This is a genomic window from Dyella sp. (assembly GCF_036568765.1).
Lineage (GTDB): Bacteria > Pseudomonadota > Gammaproteobacteria > Xanthomonadales > Rhodanobacteraceae > GSA-30.
This window is the reverse complement of sequence record NZ_DATCRY010000272.1, coordinates 1-8293: the sequence shown is the minus strand read 5'-3', so window position 1 is coordinate 8293 and position 8293 is coordinate 1. Positions and strand designations below refer to the sequence as shown.

Sequence of the window (8293 nt, the reverse complement as noted above, 5' to 3'; positions counted from 1 at the left end):
TCGGATATCGCCAAGATCACACTCCCCGAAAACCTGCTGCGACCAGGCCGCGTCGTCCTTCATCGTGACTCCTTCCGTGAGACTTGCTATCCGGGCGCAGCAGGTTACGGCCACCTCAAGATGTGATCAAGAGACAGGGCTATGCCGGGGGAGAGGGTCGGGGTGAGGGGGCAATGCCTCAGTTCTTCTTGCCGCCTCACCAGGCAATCTGCCGCTTATCCCGAAAGAACCGCCCATTCATATGCGCGTTCTGTGCCGGCAGGCATGCCGCCCAGACAATGCCTTCGGCACCATCCTTCACAGGCCGACCGCCGCTACCGCCCATATCCGTGGCCACCCAGCCGGGACACACGGCGTTGACCAGCACGCCGCTGCCTTTGAGTTCGGCCGCAAGCATGCGCGTGTAGCCATTGAGGGCGGTCTTGGATACTCGATAAGCCGGACACGTATCGCTCTCGTTGTCGATCGTGCCGCAACTGCTGGAGACATTGACGATACGGCCGTAGTTATGACGCTGCATCAGCGGCAATAACGCTTCGGTCAATCGCCATGCGCCTAGCAGGTTCACGTCCAACGCACGGCGAACCGTACCCAGGTCCGCATTGGAGGCGCGCTTCTCCACGTCGAAGAAGGCGCCGGCGTTGTTCACCAGGATATCCAGCCGGTGATATTCACGATCGATCCGGCTTGCGAGCGATATGACATCGTCATCGTCGGTGACATCGAGCTTGACTGCCACGACATCGTTACCTTCGTGGCGCAGCTGTCGTGCGACTTTCTCGCCGGCAAGCAGCGAGCGCGAGCCGAGCAGGACGGTGATGCCCTGCGCTGCCAGCTGACGGACGACTTCCAGGCCCAGGCCGCGGTTGCCGCCGCTGACCAGCGCGACGCGCTGGCTCGGCGGCGGTTCGCTATCGACAACGCTGCCGCGCGCGGCCGTGCGCGGCAGACGGTGCACGGTGGCGTTCATGGTGCAACGGCCACCTCGGAGCATTTCTCGTCGCCGCAGGCCTGCCAGCCGCCGCCAAGCGACTTGTAGATCGCTACGGCACGTACATTGATCGCCGCCTCGCCTTCGGCCAAGGCATCTTCCGCCGCGAGCTGGGTGCGCTCGGCATCCAGCCATTCGAGGAAGTCGGTAGCGCCTTCCGTGTAGCGGATCTTGGCCAGCTCGGCCGCACGACGACTCTGCTGCGCCTGTTCCAGCAGCTTCTGTACACGCTCGCGTTGCAGGTTGTAGGCGGTCAGCGAGTTATCGACATCTTCGACCGCTTGCAACACGGTGCGCTGGTAGTTGGCCAATGCCGCTTCGGTACGCGCTTCGCTCGCCTTGACGTTGGAATTCACGCGCTGCACGTTCAGGCCCGACCAGCTGATGCTGGGCGCCAGAGTCCATGCACGCGTTCCGGGGCTGCCGAAATCGTTGCTGCGCCCGGCCAGGAAACCGAGGAAGCCGCCGAGCGTGATATGCGGGAACCAGTCGGCCTTGGCGACACCGATGCGCGCATTCGCCGCGGCGTACTGGCGTTCGGCCACACGCACGTCAGGGCGGCGCGCCAGCACATCGCCGGCCTGGCCGATCGCCAGACTGACGTCGATCGGTTTGAAGTTCACCGGCGATAGATCGATGTCGAGCTCGCCGGGACGTTCGCCGAGGAGAACCGCCAGACGGAACTCATCCGCACGTGCCTGGGTTTGCAGTTGCGGCAGCTGCGCTTCCACCTGAGCCAGGCGGGCCTTGGCGCTGGCGACGTCCTGCTCGGAGCCGGTGCCGACATCCAGGCGCGCCTGAATCAGCTTGAGCGACGATTGCTGGTTGTCGATATCGCGCTTGGCAACATCGATGCGCAGCTGCGCTCCCCGAAGATCGAAGTAATAACGCGCGACCTCGGCGAACAAGGTCACCTGGGCATCCTGCAACGAGGCATCGGCACCTTGTGCCTCGGCCTTGGCGGCTTCTACCGAACGGCGCACGCCACCGAAGATGTCGACTTCCCATGAAGCATCGAAGCCGGCCTGGTAGGTCTGCACGGGCACACGTTGCGTCGTGAAACCCGGCTGTTGTTGCACACTCTTGCTGTAATCGACGCCGGTATCGATCGTCGGCCATTGATCGGCCTTGGTCACGCCAAGCTCCGCTCGTGCTTCGCGCAGGCGGGCCTGCGCGATCTTCAGGTCGGGGCTGTTCTTGGCCGCACGCTGGATCAGGGTATTAAGCGTAGTGTCGTTGAACTGTTCCCACCACTTGGCCTGGAAATTCTCCACGCTTTGCTGCTGCGCATCGACGCCTTGCAATGCGACGGGCTTCTCTTGCGGAGCGTGGTAATTCGGACCGACGCTGACGCAACCGGCCAGGGCCAGGGCGGCGAACATCGCCGTCCACTTGCCGGGCTTGAAGCCCGGCTTGCGGTTATCTATCTGCGTGAAGCTCATCTCAATGTTCCTCCAGCGCCGGGCGCTGTGCTTTCAGAGCGGCCTTGCGGGCAGCGCGGCGCTCATCCATCTTTTCGGTCCAGCCACGGATCAACACGTAGAACAGCGGGGTGAAGATCAGGCCGAAGAAGGTCACGCCCAGCATGCCGGCGAACACCGCCACACCCATCGCATGACGCATCTCGGCACCCGCGCCATGGGAGGTCACCAGCGGCACCACACCCATGATGAAGGCGATCGAGGTCATCAGGATCGGGCGCAAGCGCAGACGGGCGGCTTCGAGCACGGCCTGCTTGCGATCCAGCCCTTCCAGGATCTGCGCCTCGCGAGCGAATTCCACGATCAGGATCGCGTTCTTGCACGCCAGCCCCACCAGCACGATCAAGCCGATCTGGGTGAAGATGTTGTTGTCGCCACCCGAGAGCCACACGCCGGAGATCGCGGACAGCAACACCATCGGCACGATCAGGATCACCGCCAGCGGCAAGGTCAGGCTTTCATAGAGCGAAGCGAGCACCAGGAACACCAGCAGCACGCACAAGGGGAACACCAGCACCGCGGTATTGCCGGCGAGGATCTGCTGATACGTCAGCTCGGTCCATTCGAACGACATGCCGTTGGGCAGGTTGTCGCGCGCCAGCTTCTCCATCGCATCCTGTGCCTGGCCCGAGCTGAAGCCCGGCGCCGGGCCGCCGTTGATTTCGGCGGTCGGATAGCCGTTGTAGTGCTGCACGCGATCCGGGCCGACGGTCTGGCTCACGGTCAGGAACGAACCGAGCGGAATCGCTTCGCCACGCGCGTTGCGGGTCTTGAGCTGCAGCAGGTCCTCCGGTTCGCGACGGAAGCCCTGATCCGCCGAAACGTTCACCTGGTAGGTGCGACCGAAACGATTGAAGTCGTTGACATAGAGCGAGCCCATGTACGCCTGCAGCGTCTGGTACACATCGGACAGGTCCACGCCTTCGGCCTTGGCCTTTTCACGATCCACGTTGGCATCGATCTGCGGCACGCTGACCTGATAGCTGGAGAACAGGCCGGCCAGCGTCGGCGTCTTGCGGCTTTCGCCGATCAGGTTCTGGGTCTGCTTGTATAACTCCTCGAAACCCATATCCGAACGGTCTTCGATCTGGATACGGAAGCCGCCGATGGTGCCCAGGCCCATGACGGGCGGCGGCGGGAACACCGCGATGTAAGCATCCTGGATGCCGGCGTACTTCTGGTTCAGTTCGGCGGTGATGGCACCGGCCGACTTGTCCGCATCGCGGCGTTCTTCGAAGGGCTTCAGTGTCACGAACACGATGCCGGAGTTGGTGCTGTTGGTGAAGCCGTTGATCGACAGGCCGGGGAACGCCACTGCGCTTTCCACGCCCGGCGTCTTCAATGCGATGTCGCTCATGCGGCGGATCACGTCTTCCGTGCGATCGAGCGAAGCCGCGTCGGGCAGCTGCGCAAACGAGACCAGATACTGCTTGTCCTGCGGCGGTACGAAGCCGGTCGGCACGTGTACGAAACCGAAGGCGCCGAGGGCAACCAGGCCACCGTAGACGAACAACGCGACAACGCTGGTGCGAAGCACGCGCTTGACGCCCCCGACATAGCGATTGGCGCTAGATACGAACAGGCGATTGAACGGACGGAAGATCCAGCCCAGACCGCGGTCCATCCACACCGTGAGCTTGTCCTTCGGTGCGTCATGGTCGCGCAGCAGGATGGCGGCGAGGGCCGGGCTCAAGGTCAGCGAGTTGAACGCCGAGATGACCGTCGAGATGGCGATGGTCAGCGCGAACTGACGGTAGAACTGGCCGGTCAGGCCGCTGATGAAGGCGGTCGGCACGAACACGGCACACAGCACGAGCGCGGTGGCGACAATCGGACCGGTCACTTCCTTCATCGCCTGGCGCGTGGCCTCTTTCGGCCGCATGCCGTGCTCGATATGACGTTCGACGTTCTCCACTACCACGATGGCGTCGTCCACCACGATACCGATCGCCAGCACCAGGCCGAACAGCGACAGCGCATTGAGCGAGAAGCCGGCGAGGTACATCACCGCGAAGGTGCCGATCAGCGATACGGGCACAGCGACCAACGGAATGATCGAGGCACGCCAGGTCTGCAGGAACAGGATCACCACCAGCACGACCAGCAGGATCGCTTCGAACAACGTGTGCACCACCGCCTCGATCGAGCCGCGCACGAACACGGTCGGGTCATAGACGATGTGATACTCGACGCCTTCGGGGAAATCCTTCTTCAGGCTCGCCATCATCGACCGCACTTCGTCGGAGATCTGGATAGCGTTCGAACCGGGACGGGCAAAGATCGGAATCGCCACTGCCGGCTGGTTGTCCAGCAAGCTGCGCAGCGCGTAGCTGTCCGCGCCCAGTTCCACCCGGGCGACGTCACGCAGGTGCGTGACCGCGCCATTGCTGTCGGTGCGCACGATGATATTGAGGAAATCTTCCTCGTTGACCAGGCGGCCCTGCGTGTTGATGTTGAGCTGGAAGGCGGCATTGCCGGGTCCCGGCGGCGCATTGAGCGAGCCGGCGGCAACGGCGACGTTCTGCTCGCCGATGGCGTGGATCACGTCGCCCGTGGTCAAACCGCGCTGAGCCAGCTTGTCCGGGTTCAACCAGACACGCATGCTGTACTCGCCGGCACCGAACAACTGCACATCGCCCACGCCGTCCAGACGCGCGAGCTGATCCTTGATGTGCAGGCGCGCGTAGTTCGACAAGTACAGCATGTCGTAGCGGTTATTGGGCGAGGTCAAGTGCACGACCATGGTGAGGTCGGGCGAACTCTTCTGCGTCGTCACGCCGAGGCGCTGCACTTCCTGCGGCAAACGACTGAGCGTCTGCGCCACACGGTTCTGCACCTGCACTTGGGCGTTGTCCAGGTCGGTGCCGAGCGCAAAGGTCACGGTCAGCGTCATCACGCCGTCGCTGGTGGACTGCGAGGAGGTGTAGAGCATGCCTTCCACGCCGTTGATCTGTTCTTCCAGCGGTGTGGCGACGGTTTCGGCGATTACCTTCGGGTTGGCGCCGGGGTAGGTGGCACGCACGACGACCGTGGGTGGCACGATTTCGGGGTATTCGCTGATCGGCAGCTTGAACAGCGCAATGCTGCCCGCGATGACGATCAACACAGAGAGGACACCGGCCAGGATCGGCCTGTCCACGAAAAATTGAGCGATTTTCATCTTCGGATCAGTCCTTCAGCGCGGCGACCTTCTGTGCGGAGCCGCCGCCGGCAAGTTGCTTGTTCGGATCCAGGCTGCGGCTGTCCATCGCGACCGTGGTGGGTGTGACTTCCACGCCGGGGCGCACGTGCTGCAGACCGTTGACGACAACGACGTCCTTGGCAGTCAGACCGTCATCGACAATGCGCAGACCGTCGACCAGCGGCCCGGTGACAACGCGGCGGTATTCGACCTTCTTGTCCTTGTCCAGGACGTAGACGAACTTGTTGCCCAGATCGGTGGCGACCGCGCGATCGTCGATCAGCGCACGCGGGCGGGCATCGCCATCGCGCAGTTTCAGGCGCACGAACAGGCCCGGCGTAAAGCGAGCATCGTTGTTGTCGAACACCGCGCGCAGGCGAATCGTGCCCGAACCGGGACGCAGTTCGTTGTCTACAAAGTCGATGCGCCCGGCATGCGGGAAACCGCTTTCGTTGGCCAGTGCCATCGTGACCTGCGGTGCGGTGCCCTTGTTGCGGCGGATCTGGTCGAGCTTGAGGAAGCTGTGCTCGTCCACATCGAAGTAGGCGTACATCGGGTTGACCGTCACCACGCGCGTCAGCACGTCGTTGCTGGTCACCAGGTTGCCCGGGGTGATCAGCGCATTGCTGACCCGGCCATCGACCGGCGCACGCACCTGGGTGAACTCCAGGTTGAGCTTGGCGGCGGTCAACGCCGCCAGGGTGGCGGCAACCTGCGACTTGGCGCTTTCGGCGGCCGTGGCCAGGCGGTCGGCTTCTTCCTTCGCCACCGCGCGCTGTTCGAGCAGGCGACGACCGCGGTCCGCATTGGCCTGGGCCAGGAGCTGTTCGGCCTTGGCCTGGGTGAGGTTGGCGGTGAGCCGGTCGACTTCGGCCTGGTAGGGGCGTGGATCGATCTGGAACAACACCTGGCCCTTCTTCACGAAAGCGCCTTCGGTGAAGTGCACCGCATCGATATAGCCGCTCACGCGCGGGCGAAGATCAATCGAATCAACGGCTTGCAGGCGACCGGTGAATTCGTTGGAATCGTCCACGTTGCGCACCAGCACTTGGGCCACGGTCACCGGAGGCGGACCGCCCGCAGCGGCTTGCGCATGGGGGTTGTCGTGCCCATTTAGCAGGGCATAGCTGCCAGCGGCTGCCACAACAGCGACGCTAGCCATGATCGAACGCTTCTTCATTCTCCGGCTCCAGATAATTATTGGACCGACGAGTACAATCGTCGAGGGTGCGGAGAATAGGCGTACTTCCCGGTACAGAAAATCCGTTTCTTGTGCAAAGCAATAGTGACTGACAGTCACGAATGGGGTAGAAAGGCCAACTATGGAAGACTTCTCCGCAATATCCGCCTTTGTCCGGGTGGTCGAAGCGAAGAGCTTCGCTGCCGCTGCCACCCAACTTGGCATGACCCCCTCCGGGGTCAGCCGCGCCGTCTCGCGTCTGGAAGAAAGGCTCGGCGCACGCCTCCTGTTCCGGTCCACCCGTGCTTTGCGTTTGACTGACGATGGCGCCGCGTTCCATGCACGTTGCAAGGAGATCCTCGCCGATCTGGCCGAGGCCACTGAGGCATTGAACTACGCCACCCGCAAGCCGACAGGGCGTTTGCGCGTCGGCTTGTCGCTGGCGGTAGGGCGGGCGGCGATCATTCCGCGCTTGCAGGAATTCGAGGAACGCTATCCCGATATCCGCCTGGAACTCTCCATGAGCGACAACCCGGCCGACCTGATCCAGGAAGGCATCGATTGCGCCATCCGGGTCGGGCAGCTCGAAGATTCCAGCCTGATCGCCCGCAAGATCGGCTACCTGCGCAATGTGGTGGTCGCCGCACCGTCGTATCTGGAGCGGTTCGGCGAACCGCATAGCCTCGACGATCTGCAAAACCATCGCTGCATCAACTACATCATGCCCAACGGTCGTCCGCGCCAATGGCAATTCGATACGCCAGGTGGGCAAGTAGGCGTCGATATCGACGCGCATATGCTGATCAACGACGGCGAATCGGTCATCCAGGCAGCCGCTACCGGCCTGGGCATCACCCAGATACCGCACATGTTGGCCAGCTGCTACCTGGATCGCGGGGCGCTGCAACTGGTGATGACCGACACCATTTCCACCGGCAAGCCGGTCTGGATCGTTTATCCGCAGAAAAAACATTTGTCTGCGCGGGTGCAGGCGTTTATCGAGTGGGTGCGCGAGATTTTCGATCGCACCAACGAGCCAGGCTTCATGAAGAAGTCCACGCCGACCGAGAAGGCGATACACACCCAGCAGCGGCTAAGCGCCTGAAGCGCCCCGCCGTCTCGGGTTATCGTCGCCCAAGGAGCCGGCTCCACCACGAATGAGTCCGCTCTGTTTCGGCTACTTTTTCGATAATCAGCAAAAAGGATGTCGCTACCTGCCCCGCGATATCGAGCTTCAGGTGGCGCTTGCCGTTCTGCATATAGGGCGGTGTATCCACATCGAGGTCATAGGGATGATCGCCGGTATCGAAATTCAACGCGGCAAGCTTGAACCCTTGCGATTCCAGCGTCGCCTTCAAATTCAGTAGATCGCGCTGCCGATAGACGACATTGGATCCCTTGGAAATCGTCTCCTTGTTCGAGCGAACGTTAAACTCCGTAGTGTGAGCCGCAACGCCGCC

The 8293-nt window shown here is 62.6% G+C and carries 5 protein-coding genes and 1 pseudogene; 1 reads left to right on the top strand and 5 read right to left on the bottom strand.

Going from position 1 to position 8293, the window contains the following annotated elements:
- Nucleotides 1-196: 196 nt before the first annotated feature.
- Genes VIM98_RS17605 through VIM98_RS17590 form a run of 4 tightly spaced genes read right to left on the bottom strand, consistent with a single transcriptional unit; the run spans nt 197 to nt 6833 of the window.
- Nucleotides 197-970, bottom strand: coding sequence for an SDR family oxidoreductase (locus tag VIM98_RS17605; RefSeq protein ID WP_331994411.1), 774 nt, complete (start codon nt 968-970; stop codon nt 197-199).
- Nucleotides 967-2433, bottom strand: coding sequence for a TolC family protein (locus VIM98_RS17600; RefSeq protein WP_331994410.1), 1467 nt, complete (start codon nt 2431-2433; stop codon nt 967-969). Before VIM98_RS17600 ends, VIM98_RS17605 begins: the two co-directional genes overlap by 4 nt.
- Before the next feature lies 1 nt (nt 2434).
- Complete coding sequence (locus VIM98_RS17595; protein ID WP_331994409.1) at nt 2435-5632, bottom strand: efflux RND transporter permease subunit; 3198 nt, start codon at nt 5630-5632, stop codon at nt 2435-2437.
- Nucleotides 5633-5639: 7 nt separating this feature from the next.
- Nucleotides 5640-6833, bottom strand: coding sequence for an efflux RND transporter periplasmic adaptor subunit (locus tag VIM98_RS17590; protein WP_331994408.1), 1194 nt, complete (start codon nt 6831-6833; stop codon nt 5640-5642).
- Between the two features lie 142 nt (nt 6834-6975).
- Between VIM98_RS17590 and VIM98_RS17585 the strand changes: the two genes are divergently transcribed.
- Nucleotides 6976-7938 carry a LysR family transcriptional regulator gene (locus VIM98_RS17585; protein ID WP_331994407.1) on the top strand — a complete coding sequence of 321 codons (963 nt, stop codon included), beginning with the start codon at nt 6976-6978 and terminating at the stop codon, nt 7936-7938.
- A gap of 19 nt (nt 7939-7957) precedes the next feature.
- Here the strand turns inward: VIM98_RS17585 and VIM98_RS17580 are convergent.
- Nucleotides 7958-8293, bottom strand: a pseudogene (locus VIM98_RS17580) (hypothetical protein); the annotation flags it as partial.